The 14,193-nt window shown below is 57.5% G+C and carries 12 protein-coding genes; 9 read left to right on the top strand and 3 right to left on the bottom strand.

Translation table 11 applies throughout. From position 1 onward, the window contains the following. Nucleotides 1-33 precede the first annotated feature (33 nt). From G6Q15_RS10100 to purH, 8 genes are all read left to right on the top strand, one after another. Entirely contained in the window at nucleotides 34-1,257 is a 1,224-nt protein-coding gene (locus tag G6Q15_RS10100; protein WP_164118365.1) for a YjgN family protein, read from the top strand. Further along, nucleotides 1,257-2,453, top strand: coding sequence for a M48 family metallopeptidase (locus tag G6Q15_RS10095; RefSeq protein ID WP_164118363.1), 1,197 nt, complete (start codon nucleotides 1,257-1,259; stop codon nucleotides 2,451-2,453). Before G6Q15_RS10100 ends, G6Q15_RS10095 begins: the two co-directional genes overlap by 1 nt. 120 nt (nucleotides 2,454-2,573) lie before the next feature. Next, nucleotides 2,574-3,416, top strand: coding sequence for a tetratricopeptide repeat protein (locus G6Q15_RS10090; RefSeq protein ID WP_164118361.1), 843 nt, complete (start codon nucleotides 2,574-2,576; stop codon nucleotides 3,414-3,416). 58 nt (nucleotides 3,417-3,474) lie between these two features. Then, nucleotides 3,475-4,788 (top strand): RsmB/NOP family class I SAM-dependent RNA methyltransferase, encoded by a 1,314-nt coding sequence (locus G6Q15_RS10085; protein WP_164118359.1) that lies wholly within the window; start codon nucleotides 3,475-3,477, stop codon nucleotides 4,786-4,788. Nucleotides 4,789-4,792: 4 nt separating this feature from the next. Beyond that, on the top strand, nucleotides 4,793-5,344 hold the full coding sequence (locus tag G6Q15_RS10080; protein WP_164118358.1) for a GNAT family N-acetyltransferase: 552 nt from the start codon (nucleotides 4,793-4,795) through the stop codon (nucleotides 5,342-5,344). A gap of 100 nt (nucleotides 5,345-5,444) precedes the next feature. Beyond that, nucleotides 5,445-6,107: a ribulose-phosphate 3-epimerase gene (rpe, locus tag G6Q15_RS10075; protein ID WP_164118356.1), complete on the top strand. Its 663-nt coding sequence runs from the start codon at nucleotides 5,445-5,447 to the stop codon at nucleotides 6,105-6,107. Further along, the gene (locus G6Q15_RS10070) at nucleotides 6,104-7,969 is read left to right on the top strand and encodes a heparinase II/III family protein (RefSeq protein ID WP_240330843.1); all 1,866 of its coding nucleotides are present in this window, start codon (nucleotides 6,104-6,106) and stop codon (nucleotides 7,967-7,969) included. The genes rpe and G6Q15_RS10070 overlap by 4 nt, the downstream gene beginning before the upstream one ends. Before the next feature lie 6 nt (nucleotides 7,970-7,975). Then, nucleotides 7,976-9,565, top strand: coding sequence for a bifunctional phosphoribosylaminoimidazolecarboxamide formyltransferase/IMP cyclohydrolase (purH, locus tag G6Q15_RS10065; protein WP_164118354.1), 1,590 nt, complete (start codon nucleotides 7,976-7,978; stop codon nucleotides 9,563-9,565). Nucleotides 9,566-9,596: 31 nt separating this feature from the next. Here the strand turns inward: purH and G6Q15_RS10060 are convergent, their stop codons facing one another. The 3 genes from G6Q15_RS10060 to G6Q15_RS10050 form a co-directional block, all read right to left on the bottom strand. Continuing rightward, entirely contained in the window at nucleotides 9,597-11,006 is a 1,410-nt protein-coding gene (locus tag G6Q15_RS10060) for a DEAD/DEAH box helicase (protein ID WP_164118352.1), read from the bottom strand. Between the two features lie 342 nt (nucleotides 11,007-11,348). Continuing rightward, entirely contained in the window at nucleotides 11,349-12,149 is an 801-nt protein-coding gene (locus tag G6Q15_RS10055; RefSeq protein WP_240330842.1) for a sterol desaturase family protein, read from the bottom strand. A gap of 42 nt (nucleotides 12,150-12,191) precedes the next feature. Then, nucleotides 12,192-13,292: an alkene reductase gene (locus G6Q15_RS10050; protein WP_164118351.1), complete on the bottom strand. Its 1,101-nt coding sequence runs from the start codon at nucleotides 13,290-13,292 to the stop codon at nucleotides 12,192-12,194. A 164-nt stretch (nucleotides 13,293-13,456) separates the two neighbouring features. On the opposite strand from G6Q15_RS10050, the gene G6Q15_RS10045 reads away from it, so the two are divergent. Then, entirely contained in the window at nucleotides 13,457-14,137 is a 681-nt protein-coding gene (locus G6Q15_RS10045; RefSeq protein WP_164118349.1) for a COQ9 family protein, read from the top strand. Nucleotides 14,138-14,193: the final 56 nt, after the last annotated feature.

The following is a 14,193-nucleotide window of genomic DNA, read 5'->3' as shown; positions in this document are numbered from 1 at the left end:
ACAGCGGGGACAGATCGTGCAGAGGGGAATGCAATGCGGGAACATTTTGACAAGACAACGCCGCCAAGTCCGGAAGACAGCGCTTTTGAATTTAGCGGCAACTGGGGCGCTTTTGGCAAGATAGCGCTGACCAACATATTGCTGACCATCGTAACGCTGGGCATTTACCGTTTCTGGGCCACCACGCGTGAGCGTAAATATCTGTGGAGCGAAACGCGGTTTATCGATGACCGGCTCGAATGGACCGGCACCGGGCTGGAACTGCTGATCGGTTTCGTGCTCGTGATCCTGCTGTTTATCATCCCGCTGTTCATCATACAGTTTGTGCAGCAGGCCTTACTGCTACAGGGCCAGGAAGGGGCAGCCGCAGCGCTGACCTTCGTCATGCTGGGGCTGATATTCTATCTGGGCGGTCTGGCACGCTATCGGGCGCTGCGTTACCGGCTGGCGCGCACCTACTGGCACGGCATCCGCGGCGGCAGCGATGACCAGGGTTTCAGCTATGGCTGGTCCTATATGTGGAAAACCGCTATCGGTTACATGATTCTCGGGCTGCTCATCCCCTGGTCGATGATGTCGCTGTGGAATGAACGCTGGGGCAGGATGAGTTTTGGCCAGCACCAGTTCAGTGCCATTGGCGACTATGCCGACACTTTCAAACGCTACCTCCTTTTCTATCTGGCGCCATTTATCTTTTTTGCAGGCGCGGTTATCATCGGCATTATGACAGCCGCTGTGGATTCACCTGCCATGGCGGGAATATCGATCATTTTACTGGTGCTGTTTTTCTATCTCGGCCTGGGCCTGATCGCGATGACCTTTTACGCCAAATTCTACCGTGTGGCGATTGATGGACTCTCGCTGCACAAGCTGGATTTCGGTTTTTCGGCCAAGACAAAGGACTGGTTCATCCTGCTATTGGGTGATGCCGGCATATGGCTGATTGCCGCGCTCGCGGTTGCATTGCCAGCGATCACCATTATCGGCACTTCATCGCTGCTGGGCGGTTTTGAAATGCCACAGCCGGGCGAGGATCCGGGTCAATTATATCTGGCGCTGCTCGTGCCGATACTTGTCTTCGCTGTGATCCCCTTCATGCTGGTGGGACCGTTTATCCGCTATCGCCACTGGCGCTTCTTCATCACCTATATGCAATGTTATGGTGAGATTGACCTGGAAGAACTGACCCAGTCGGACACTTCAACATCCAAACATGGTGAAGGCCTGCTTGATGCCTTTGATATCGGGGCAATATAGTGGCGCAGCCGTACACGACATGGTTTTATGATGGCCGTTCCGCGGTGCGCCGCCATGTCGTAATCGACACTGCAGGCGGGCAATTCCATCTGGTGGAATCGGGCCATCTTCATGGTCCGTTTGCATTTTCCCGGCTTGTCTATTCCGGCCAGCAGGGTGATGCCCATGTCTATAAGCATGACGAAATTGACGGTTGGCGAATGGGCCTGGAAGGCGATATCCCGGTAGCGCTGGAATCGGTCTTGCCCTCGCAAAACAGGTATGGCAGCTGGGTTGACCGGCTCGGGTTGGGCCGGGCGGCGCTGGTGTTTGGTTTGCTCAGCGCGGGGGCCATGGCCATCATCCTTGCAGCGCCGCAATGGCTAGCGCCGCTTGTCCCCACAAGCGCCGAAAAGAAATTGGGCGATGCACTGGTCGGTGATTTTGGTGGACGTTTCTGTAACACCGAAGCAGGCCAGGCGGCCTTGGCCAAACTGTCCAGCGGGCTGGATAAGGATGTTAGCGATCTTGATATTGAAGTCGCCAATATCGACATGGTCAATGCCGTTGCGCTGCCTGGCGGCAAGATCATCCTGTTCAACGGCTTGCTGGACAATGCCGAATCCGCAGATGAAGTCGCCGGGGTGCTGGCTCATGAAATGGGCCATGTGCGCAAGCGCCATGTCATGCAATCGCTGATCCGGCAAATGGGGCTCAGCGTCCTGATGGGCGGATTTGACGGCAATATTGGCGGCACGCTCAATGGCCTGCTGTCCATGGGGTATAGCCGCTCCGCCGAAAGCGAGGCCGACCGGCATGCAATCCAGGCATTGCAGCGCGCCGATATCAGCCCGCTCGCCACAGCGGGGTTTTTTGAACGGCTCGCAAATATGGAAAGCATGGATAGCGTGGAGAGCCCGCAAACCGGCGATTCAGACCAGCCCGAAACGGAGAAGTCCAGTCAAACCGGTAGCGCCGCTTCTGATACAGAGAGTTTTAACGAGGCAGAGACACTGCTGGGCTATTTATCCAGCCACCCACTGTCCAAAAGCCGCAAGACCGCGTTCGAAAAAAGCCATGTGAAAGACAGGGAATACACCCCCGCGCTGACACAGGACGAATGGGACGCGCTGCGCGAAATGTGCGCCAATGACGCGGATGTGGAATCGGGCTTTGGTTTTGATTTCGGATCTGGCGATAGTGGAAATAGCCGCTGAAAAAACAGTGTCAACAGACCGATATTGGCGTTCATTATATATGCAGGCACGGGTTATTAGGGGTATGCAGCGCCGGTCCAGTTGCCGGCAGTAATTTCCATAATTGACCAAAGGCCGCCCATGCTTGTTTCCGCTCTTCTATTTACCCTGCAAAGCGTTACGCCCGGCGTATATACACCGGAGCCCATCGGTCAGCAGACGCCGCCGCGCGCTGAACAGCCCATAGCACCGCCCGCGCCGGGCAGTATTGAACAGGTGCTGGAAGACAGATTCAATCTATGCATGGACAAGGCCGTCGAAGACCCCTCCTCGGCTATCATAGAGGCCAATATATGGATGGGCGAAGGCGGCTCTTTCCATGCGCGTCACTGCATCGCCTTTGCCTATAGCAGGCAGCAGAACTGGAATCTCGCTACGGCGGAATTCGAAAAAGCAGCTCGCGAAGCGGCGGGCATAAACGACCCTCGCGCCGGTAATTTATGGGCGCAGGCCGGGAATGCTGCACTGGCGGGTGGCAATGCCCTGCGCGCGATCAGTTTTTTTGACACGGCGCTCGCACGGAGTGATCTGAGCGATGCGAAGCGGGGTGAAATCCATCTCGACAAGGCGCGCGCACTCGTTGCGCAGGGTCTTGCAGATAATGCCGCCGCCGAATTTGCCAGGGTGCACGAACTGGTTCCTGAAGACCCGCTCGGCTGGCTGCTGTCGGCCACACTCGCGCGTCGGCAGGGCAATCTGGAACGTGCACTCGCCGATATTACCGTCGCCGCGACGCTGGCGCCGCAGGATGCTGATATCGCGCTGGAAGCGGGCAATATTGCGGTGAGCAGCGGCGATTATGCCGCCGCCCGCAAAAACTGGCAACAGGCCGTGGCGATCAAGAAAGACAGCCAGGCCGCCAACACGGCGCGCGAATATCTGTTGCGGCTGGACGCCCTGGAAGCCGAAGCAGCCACACCCTGAACCCCGGTCCGCCAATTCGCCCTATCCAGGGTGCATGGCTTGAGCTACAGCGGCAGCTATGAATAACCGCACACAAAACTCACAGGTTCCTGGCCTGCCTGCACGCCGCGCCGCACTCAAAATGCTCGACGCTGTCTATCGCCGCGGCGAACCGCTCGACCGCGCCAGCCATGCCGCGTGTCAGGGTATCAGGGACCGCGCAGACCGCGCGCTGGCCATTGCCATTGCGTCCGAAGTGCTACGCTGGAATGTCGATCTCGACGCATTGATCGACAGCGCCACACGCAAGCCGCTCGACCATGACGTCAAAGCAAAAATGGTGCTGCGCATCGCTCTCGCGCAGGTGCTTGTACTGAAAACCCCGCCGCATGCAGCCATAGCCACCGCTTTGCCGCTGGTGCAAGGCGGCCCGAAACGGCTGGTACACGGCGTCTTCGGCACGTTGATGCGCGGTGAGGCCAGCCTGCCGGACACACCCACATTGCCGCATGATGTCAGCGACCGCTGGGAAGCGCAATGGGGTAATGACATGGCCCTGGCCGCCGCCAAAGCCATGGCCGAACCACCCCCGCTCGACCTGGTGCTGCGCGATCACGCAGATGCCGAAACACTTGCCAAAGACATGGCCAAAGACATGGCCAAAGATATGGACGCTATCGCCCTGATGCCCGGCCACCTCCGCCTGCCCCGTGGCAGCGCTATTGAAAGCCTGCCAGGTTTTGACGCGGGCAAATGGTGGGTGCAGGATCTTGCCGCATCACTGCCAGCACGCCTGCTCGGCAAGGGGGAGGGCCACGATGTGCTCGACCTGTGCGCGGCGCCGGGCGGCAAGACTATGCAACTGGCCGCGCAAGGCTGGAACGTCACCGCAATCGATAAATCACAAAAGCGGCTGGGGCGACTGGAACAGAATCTGAAACGCACAGGCCTGCCCGCCAAAACGCTCACAGCAGATGTGCTGCAATGGGAACCGAAAGAACCGGTCGATGCGATATTGCTCGACGCGCCGTGCAGTGCCACCGGCATTTTCCGGCGCCATCCCGATGTGTTGCACCGGGTCAGCGGGGCCGATATTATCGACCTGTCCGATATTCAGCATGAGCTGATGGCCCGCGCCGCGCGCTGGCTGAAACCCGGCGGCGTGATGGTCTATGCCACCTGTTCGCTCGAACGCGATGAAGGCGAGGTGCAGCTCGAAGAGTTCCTCACCATGCATGAGGATATGTCCGTTGTTCCTGTCGCCCAGGATGAACTGCCCGATGGCGTCACTGCGGATACCGGCGGATGGGTCCGCACCCTGCCCGGCATGCTCGCGGACAAGGGCGGGCTCGATGGATTCTTCATGGTCCGGCTAAAGCGCAGCGAAAGATAGGCTTATGCAAGCACCCTTACTTACCACCGAGCGACTAAGCATAGAGCCGGTATCACTTGATCACTGGGAAGAACATGCTGCAATGTGGGGGAACCCAGAGCTCACTGCTTTTATCGGCGGCGGCAAGCCGCGTCCGCGTGACGAAAGCTGGCGCAGGTTTATAGGCGCGCCAGGCCTTTGGCATTTGTTAGGTTATGGATATTGGTCATTTCTGGATAAAGAAACAGGGGTTTATCTGGGCACAGGCGGTCTCGCCAATTTTGAACGCGGTGTGGCTGAACTGGAGGGTTATCCCGAAGCGGGATGGGCTTTTGCACCATCAGCATGGAATAAAGGCTATGCCACCGAAGCGATGCAGGTCATTTTGAGTTGGGCTGATGCGCATCTGGACGTTAAAGAAATCCGCTGCATTATCGATCACGCCAATAAAGCATCAATCCGCGTCGCCGAAAAACTGGGTTTTACCTATTTATGCGATAATGAAGATGTGCTGGGACCAGTGCAGGTTTATCGCCGTGAGGCGGTCAAAGAAACTAAAGAAAGATTCAACATATAGCCCTTGTTTAACGCGAGAAGCCGCAATATGCGGCGAAACATGTGGAAAAACGCGGCGAACGCGCTTGTCGGGATTCGCGCGATTCGGTAGGGATTCATACATGGCCACCGCACCGCTTATCGCTCCATCCATTTTATCCGCCGATTTTGCAAAATTGGGCGAGGAAATCCGCGCTATTGATGCCGCGGGATGCGACTGGATTCATGTCGATGTGATGGACGGACATTTCGTACCGAATATCACCATCGGGCCTGCGGTTGTAAAAGCGCTACGGCCGCACACCAAAAAACCGTTTGACGTGCACCTGATGATATCGCCGGTGGATACATATCTGGATGCCTTTGCACAGGCCGGTGCGGACATCATCACCGTGCATCCCGAAGCGGGCCCGCATATCCACCGCACGTTGCAGCATATCCGCTCGCTGGGCAAAAAAGCGGGCGTGGTGCTCAACCCCGCCACCCATGAAAGCGTGCTTGATTATATTATCGATGATGTCGACCTGGTGCTGGTGATGAGCGTCAATCCCGGTTTTGGCGGGCAGAGCTTTATCGATAGCCAACTGCGCAAGATTGAGGCGATCCGCCGCAAAATCGATGCCACAGGCCGTGATATCCACCTTGAAGTCGATGGCGGCGTTGACGTCAAAACGGCGCCGCTGGCAATTGGCGCAGGCGCCGATGTGCTGGTTGCCGGCACAGCTACTTTCCGCGGTGGGCCCGGCAAATATGCCGAAAATATAAAGGTGCTGAAGGGCTTATGACCGACCTGTCATCCGACCTTGTCAAACCGGAGCATATGGATGCGCCCGATGATATGTCAGGTGAAGCGGATAGCGCGCCGTTCATGCTGAAAAACGCCTGCGATGCCAACATGGCGATTGCCAGCGGGCAGCAGCAAGGCGAAACCGGCAATGGCCGCGAGCTGATGATCCGTGACAATAGTGACCTGGGCGAAACTTTTGCGGACAAGGCACTGCACTATTTCCACCGACTGACATGGCGCACCCCACTGCACCGCCTGCGGCTGAAAGGGCGTTCACCGCTGCGCCTGCTCGCCAAGCCGGATGACCCGCTGACGGGCAACAAGACACGCGGCATGGCGATCCGCGCCGGGCATTTCCTGCATAACGGTATGAAACAGCCTTTGTCGGGCATTGATTTTACAGACCTTAAACTGCCGCCACTCTTTGTAGAATATATTCACAGTTTTCGCTGGCTGCGCGACCTGGCCGCCGCAGGCCCGCGTGAAGATGTTGCACCGATTGCCGAAAAACTGATGGTGCGGTGGCTCGACGCGCATGCAGAAAAAGTAAGCGACCCGGCATGGCTCCCCGAATATGCAGGTGCGCGCATATTGTTCTGGGCCGCGCACGCGCCGCTCATCCTGTCCAGCCGTGACCTGATTTACCGTTCACGCGTTTTGCGCAATATGGCGCGTACCGCCCGTCACCTTGACCATTGCGCCGACAAGGCGGAGGAAGGCCTGCCGCGCCTGACCGCATGGTGCGGGGTTGTCGCCGCATCGCTTATCATTCCCGATGGCAAGCCTCGCCAGATATTTGGCGAGGCGGGTCTGAAGCGTGCGTTGTCCAAAATGTTTGAAGCCGATGGCGGCGTCATGTCACGCGCACCGCTGGTGCAGATGGAGGCGATTTCATTACTCACCATGCTGCAATCGTTTTACGCTGCGATGAAAGAGCCTGTCTATGCGCCGCTGCACGAGGCGCTGGGCAAAGCCGTGCCTGCATTGCAGGGCATCACTCACCAAGACGGCAGCCTCGGCAGCTGGCAGGGCGCGCCCGGCAGGGCCGCAGATCAGGTGGCACAGATTGTCGAAGCCAGCGGCGTACGCGCAAGACCGTTGCGCGATGCGCGACATTGGGGATATCAGCGTATTCCAGCGGGACAGAGCGTGGTGCTGGTTGATGCGGGTACACCGCCGCTCGCCCGCCATGCCGTTACCGGCTGCGCCTCCACGCTCGGGTTTGAAATGTCGCACGGGCATCAGCGTATCATCGTCAATTGCGGTGGCGCGGCGATGACGGGAGCGCTGGTTCCAGCGGGCCTTTCCAAAGGACTGCGCGCCACGGCGGCGCACAGCACATTGTGCCTGGATGACCATAACAGCACCGCCATTTTGGGCCACGGCAAGTTAGGCCGCGGCGTCAACGAGGTCGAGCTTGACCGGCGCGAAATTGAAAATGCCACCCGGCTGGAAATGAGCCATGATGGCTATGGTGAACGCTATGGCCTGATCCACCGCCGCATCATGCTGGTGCGCAGCGATGGCAGCGAGGTCCGCGGTGAAGACATGCTGATCCCCGCAGTCACGAAGCGCGGACGCAAGCGCAAATCCGGAACCGGCGATACCGGGTTTGCTATCCGGTTCCATCTGGGGCTGGGAGTCGAGGCACATCTGACCAGCGATGGGCAAGGCGCGCTGATGCGCATCGAAGACGGCAGCCTGTGGCAGCTGCGCGCGCCGGGCCAGCCGCTGGAGATTGGCGACAGCATCTGGATTGACGGGCGCGGGCGGCCGCATCCGACACAGCAGATCATCATACCAGGAACAGTGACACAAGGTGGCGGCAGCTATGGCTGGGTCATCAAAAAAATGGGGTAGCTTTCAGTGACAGATATGAAAATCAGGCGCGCGCTTTTATCAGTATCGGATAAGAGCGGGCTGGCAGAGCTTGGCAAAATACTGGCCGGTATGGGCGTGGAACTGGTTTCAACCGGCGGCACGGCAAAGGCGCTGCGCGATGCAGGGCTGGCCGTGCGCGATATTTCCGAACTCACCGGATTTCCCGAAATGATGGATGGGCGCGTTAAAACGCTGCACCCCAAAGTGCATGGGGGCCTGCTCGCGGTGCGCGACAATGCGCAGCATGCCGCCGCGATGGAAGATCATGATATTGGCGGCATCGACCTGGTGGTAGTCAATCTCTATCCGTTTGCCGAAACCGTGGCCAGGGGCGCGGACCGATCCGAAGTGATTGAAAATATCGATATTGGCGGGCCCTCCATGGTACGTTCTTCGGCCAAGAACCATGAATATGTAACCATCGTGACCGACCCGTCCGACTATGCAGAGCTCCACGCCGAATTGGGCAGCAAAGCTGGCAGTACATCGCTTGACTTCCGCAAGCGCATGGCGGCGAAAGCCTTTGCTGCGACTGCGGCTTATGACAGCATGATCGCGCAGTGGTTTGCCTTTGGCGATCAGGGGCAGATGTTCCCGGATACGCTGCCCGTCACCATCCAGCGCGGCGCAGAGCTGCGCTACGGCGAAAATCCGCACCAGAAAGCCGCGCTCTACCTGCCTGTTGGCCCGCATGCGCGCGGCATTGCGCAGGCCGAGCAGCTACAGGGCAAGGAACTCAGTTATAATAATTATAACGATGCCGATGCCGCGCTCGAACTGGTCAGCGAATTTGCGGATGGTCCGCCTACAGTAGTGATTGTCAAACATGCCAATCCATGCGGTGTGGCCAGCGGCGATACTTTGCTGGAGGCGTATGAGGCGGCATTGAAATGCGACAGCGTATCAGCCTTTGGCGGGATCGTCGCGTGCAACCAGCCATTGGACGCCGCAACCGCCGCGGCAATTACCGAGATTTTCACCGAAGTCGTCGCTGCGCCTGACGCGAGCGACGAGGCCAAAGCGGTTTTCGCGAAAAAGAAAAATCTCCGCCTGTTGCTTACCGGTGAATTTTCCGATCCGGCACGCGGCGGGTTGATGATGAAGACCATAGCCGGCGGTTGGCTTGTTCAGAGCCGTGACAATGGCCAGATCAGTGAAACCGAGCTTAAGACGGTCACCAAGCGCGCGCCTAGCGAACAGGAACTGAAAGACTGCCTGACCGCATGGACGGTGGCGAAACACGTCAAATCAAATGCAATTGTTTATGTGAAAAACGGCGTGAGCGCAGGCATTGGCGCGGGCCAGATGAACCGCCGTGACAGCGCGCGCATTGCCGCCGCCAAGGCAGCCGAGGCCGCCGAAATCTATGGTTGGGACGCGCCGCGCACCAACGGTTCCGCCGTGGCATCAGACGCGTTCTTCCCGTTCGCCGACGGGTTACTCTCCGCCGCCGAAGCAGGTGCAACCGCCGTCATTCAACCCGGCGGCTCCATCCGCGACGACGAAGTCATCGCCGCCGCCGATGAAGCAGGACTGGCGATGGTCTTCACGGGCATGCGGCATTTTAGGCATTAAAACCTAAAGCCCTTTCCCAATCGGAGAGGGTTTAAGAAGAAGGCTTCACTCGCCCCTTATGTGCGCCCACACCACCTTTTTTGCGGTTGCGCCAATGCGGTTTTTTCGGACCGCCGCTATTGCCGCCTTCGCTGCGTTCACCCTTTTGCACGTGATTATTTGGGCCTTTGCCTTGTGGCTTTCCACCGCGTCCGCGGCCACCGCCGGGTTTGCCGCGTCCGCCTTGATTGCCGCGTCCAGGACCACCTCGGCCATGGCCGCGTGGCGGCGTACGTACAGGTTTCGGTAACGCTTCGGCCAATGCCATAAAGTTTTCAGGCAGGCCGACTTTCTCGATCCGTTCGCCCGTCAGCCGTTCGATATCACGGATATATGGCTTTTCGTCCGGCGCTACGAAACTGATCGCGATGCCGTCTGCACCAGCGCGTGCGGTGCGGCCAATGCGGTGCACATATTGTTCGGCCACATTGGGGATTTCAAAGTTGAACACATGGCTGACCCCCGACACGTCAATGCCGCGTGCAGCAATATCGGTGGCGACCAGTATCTTGATGCGCCCGTCACGGAAACCCTGCAGCGCCGTGGTGCGCTGATTCTGACTCTTATTGCCGTGAATGGCGGCGGCAGGCAGGTCCGCGCCCTGCAAATGCCGGACAACACGGTCAGCGCCATGTTTGGTGCGCGTGAATACCAGGGCGCGCTCAATCTCTTCGCTTTGCAGCTTGAGCGTCAGCAGCGCCTGCTTTTCCTTCTGATTGATGAAGGTCATATACTGCGTCACGCGCTCTGCCGTGGTCGATTGCGGCGCGACTTCGACGCGCAACGGATTATCGAGGAAACGGCTGCCCAGATCGGCAATGGCCTTAGGCATCGTGGCCGAGAAGAACAGGCTTTGGCGTTTTTTCGGCAGCATTTTGTCGATACGCTTCAGGTCATTGATAAAGCCCAAGTCCATCATTTGGTCAGCTTCGTCGAGCACGAAGATCTCGACACCGCGCAGATGGATAATCCCCTGTTGAATCAGGTCAAGCAGGCGGCCCGGCGTGGCCACCAATACATCTGTGCCATTGCCGATTTTCTTGATCTGGCGATTAATGGGCACGCCGCCAAAGACGACATCCACCGAAAGACCCAGGAAGCGGGCATAGCCGCGCATATTGTCGGCAATCTGCGCCGCCAATTCACGTGTCGGCGACAATACCAGCATGCGGCAGCTGTGAAAGCGTGGTGGACGCCCTTCCCCGTTCGCAAGATGATGCAGCGAGGGCAGTGAAAATGCAGCGGTTTTGCCGGTGCCGGTCTGCGCGATGCCGCACAGATCGCGGCCTTCAAGCAGTGCCGGAATAGCGTCACGCTGGATCGGCGTTGGTGTGTCATAGCCCTTTGACTTCAGGGCGCGGAGGATAGGCTCGGCAAGGCCAAGCTCGTTAAAATAACTCATGTAGTAATCTCTATAATATGAGGCAATCGTCCCGCCGGAATGGCGGACGTATTGCGGGTTAAATCCTTGTTCAGCAACGTCATGTCCGAAAACACGTTACGGCGGTGCTTGTTCAAGAAACGACCCGCGTGAATAGGGAAGCTTCGGCTTTAAAAAAGCCTGCGCGATGATGTTCGATCGGCCGGACCTGTCGGTGGGGGTTTTCCTCACTTCAAGACGCTCACGCTGCCGATACTGCGGCGGTGTATCCGCTCGCCACCCGCGTTGGTAAGGGTGCAGATGGGGGCTATGCGCAAAAATAGCAAGCATTATTGTGCAGTGCGGCATTCTATGCAGGTTATTTCAACGCCGAAAAGGCAGCAACATGCTCCATGTAAAACCAGTCGGTTCACCGGTTTGATATTCAGACAGCCCGACCGTCATGCCCTGCTGTCCCGCCTCTGGCTCCGCACGGTACACACCGAATATCCGGTCCCAGAAGGAAAAGTAAAACCCATAATTGCTGTTTGTTTCATGTGGAACAGTGCTGTGATGCACGCGGTGCATATCGGGCGTCACGACAATCCAGCGCAGGGTGCGATCAAGCCATCCAGGCAGTGCCAGATTGGCATGGTTAAACAGCGGAAAGAGCGATAGCAGCAGCTCAAACAGGATCAGCGCGCCCAGCGGAACGCCGAGCAAAACCGCCACAACCATTTTGTACACCATCGACAAGGCTATCTCCAGCGGATGAAAACGCAGCGCGGTGGTGATATCAAAATCACGGTCGGCGTGGTGCACCCTGTGCAACCGCCAGAGCAGCGGGATTTTATGCGTGGCGACATGCTGTATCCAGACCGCGAAATCGAGTGCAAATATTGCTATCGTCCATTCCAGCCAGACGGGCCAGTCTGTCCATTGCAACAGGCCAAACCGGCCATCAGCATGGCCACTGACCAGTGCGTAAAGGCCACCCAGCACAACAAACTGCACCAGTTTTTCCAGCGGCATATTCACCGCCGCAAAGCCCGCATGGGTACGCCAGCGGACCCAGCGGTTTTGTGTAAGTATGCGTTTTGCCCAGACCCGCTCGGCAATGGCCAATGACAGGAATATTGCCACCAGCATCAGGCCTATCACCAAGCTATTTTGGGTAAATATCAATGAAACTACTCCTTATCCCGCTCAGCCTGAGCGGGTGAGGTATCAAGCCGCGCCCAGCTTTGCTTCTTCCATCGCGGGATAATCGGTATATCCCTCCGCGCCCTGACTATACCATGTCGGCGTAAAATCGATAGGATTCAGCTCCGCACCCGCTTTGAACCGTGCAGGCAGGTCGGGGTTGGTCATGAAGGTCCGCCCAAAACTGATTGCATCGGCACGGTTCTTGGCCAAGGCCTCGCTTGCATTATCATAGAAATAGTCGCTGTTGAGCACGAGCGGCGTTTCAATCGCGGGGCGGATATGCGGGCTGACTGCGGGTACATCGGTATTACCATAAGTGCCATGGACTGGCGGTTCGCGCAGTTCCAAAAACGCAATGCCAATGCTGTCCAGCAATTTGGCCGCTGCGGTAAATGTTTCATTCGGCGTGGCATCGTCCGCGCCCTGCGAATCACCATTAGGCGAGAGCCGCACCGCGACATGGTCCGAATCCCACGTCTCCACCAGCCGCCTGGTTACTTCACCCAGCAACCGGATGCGGTTTTCGATTCCGCCGCCATAATCATCATCGCGCTGGTTCGTACCGCTGCGGATAAACTGGTCAATCAAATAGCCATTGGCGGCATGGAGTTGCACACCGTCAAATCCGGCTTTTTTCGCATTTTCCGTGGCCCACGCATAATCGTCGAGCAGACGCGGCATTTCGTCGGCGCGCAGCGGTCGCGCTTCTTCATACGCCTTTTTGCCCTGATAGGTGCGGACATGGCCAGGTGCAGTTGTCGCAGAGGATGACACCGGTTTTTCGCCATTCAGAAAGTCGGGATGCACGATCCGGCCCATATGCCAGAGCTGGCAGATAATACGCCCGCCCGCTTCGTGTACCTGTTCGACAACCGGCTTCCATGCCTCGGTCTGCTCTTCATTCCATATGCCCGGCGCAAACGGTGTGCCCAGGCCTTCCTGGCTGATACCTGTTGCTTCGCTGATAATCACACCCGCACTCGCGCGCTGCGCATAATATTCGCCCATAATCGGTGTTGGCACATGCGCCATCGTGGAGCGGCAGCGTGTCAGCGGTGACATGAAAATGCGGTTGGGCGCGTCGATTGCGCCGACTTTCACGGGGTCAAATAATGTGGGCAATGGTCTATTCCTCGCTCGGGCTATAGGTTTCTGTTTGATACTGAACATATGCCGCCTGCATTGATGTGCAAGATAATCCTGCTGTCTGCCGCCCAAGATTTGGTTGCAGATAGCCACAAAAAGCCTATTTTGGATTCACCGCACCTAGATTGGAACATCGCCTTATGTATAAGCCCGCACGCATCACCGCTTTGCCAGACGAGCCAACGCTAGACGAGATTCGCGCATTCCTCGCGCCGCATATTGCTGAGGAAGCCGTGTTTGACGGATGGGGCGAAGAAGCACTTGAGAATGCAGCGGGGGCACATGGCGTTGATACCGATGTCGCGCGGCTCGCTTATTCTGGCGGGGCGGTCGACATGGTTGATGCGTGGATCAGCAATATCGATGTACGCATGATCGAGGCATATCCACAAGAAAAACTTGCCGATATGAAAATCCGTGAACGTATTCGCGTACTGGTTGAATTTCGCCTTGATGCCGTCACCGGCACAAAAGAAGCGCTGCGCAGTGCGACGGCAATTATGGCCAATCCCCGCAATGCAATGCGCACCGCCAAAACATCCTGGCGCAGCGCAGACCTGATGTGGCGTCTCGCAGGTGACACCGCGACCGATTACAACCATTATACCAAACGCACGATATTATCGGGTGTCTATAGCAGCACCGTCATGGTGTTTCTGGGCGACGAGAGCGACGATCATATTGAGACGAAAGAATTTCTCAGCCGCCGACTCGACAATGTGATGCAGTTTGAAAAGGTGAAATACCAGTTCCTGAAAAACAGCAAAAACCGGCCTAGCCTAACCCGTTTTCTGGGCCGTCTGCGCTATCCGGCGCGGTAATATTCTTGAATAGCCGAATATATGGGCTGGCCATTGCACGGTCATATTGATAATGA

It is taken from the genome of Sphingorhabdus sp. Alg239-R122 (assembly GCF_900537065.1).
Taxonomy (GTDB): domain Bacteria; phylum Pseudomonadota; class Alphaproteobacteria; order Sphingomonadales; family Sphingomonadaceae; genus Alg239-R122.
Note: the sequence above shows the minus strand (reverse complement) of the source record. Positions and strands in the feature narration are given on the sequence as shown.